At 64.3% G+C, this 454-nt stretch carries 1 protein-coding gene; it reads right to left on the reverse strand.

Annotation, left to right across the window (positions count from 1 at the left end; translation table 11 throughout):
* The coding region (locus AACY52_RS31140; protein WP_339561514.1) for a CheR family methyltransferase at positions 1–403 on the reverse strand (403 nt) is incomplete at its 3' end.
* Positions 404–454 lie beyond the last annotated feature (51 nt).

Consider the following 454-nt stretch of genomic DNA (forward strand, 5'->3'; position numbering starts at 1 on the left):
CCGAGTGGCCGATGTAGAGGTGTCCCGCTGGCGCAAGCTGATCGACGAAGCGTTCTTCCAACTCGGCCTTCGCCTCTTCGTCGAAATAGATCATCACGTTGCGGCAGAAGATCACGTCGTAGAGTTGGCGCAGCGGCCACGGTTCGAACAGGTTCAGCACCTTGGCCGTGACGAGCGCACGCGCTTCGTCGACCATGACGTAATCCTCGCCGTCCTGGCGCATCCACGTCGAGCGATACTCGGCGGGAATAGGGCGGACGGTCGCCGCGTCATAGACGGCGCGCCGGGTGGCTTCGACCACGGGCGGCGACAGATCGGTTGCGAGCAGCCGAACATCGGCGTGCCGCAGCCAGCTTGCCGACGCCCGATCGGGGCCGAGCAAGCACATCGTGATGCTGTACACTTCCTCCCCGCTCGAACATCCTGCCGACCAGATGCGGATCGGGTGCCCCTT

The sequence above is a fragment of the Pseudomonas sp. EA_65y_Pfl1_P113 genome, assembly GCF_963970525.1.
In the GTDB taxonomy this organism is placed as follows: domain Bacteria; phylum Pseudomonadota; class Gammaproteobacteria; order Pseudomonadales; family Pseudomonadaceae; genus Aquipseudomonas; species Aquipseudomonas tritici.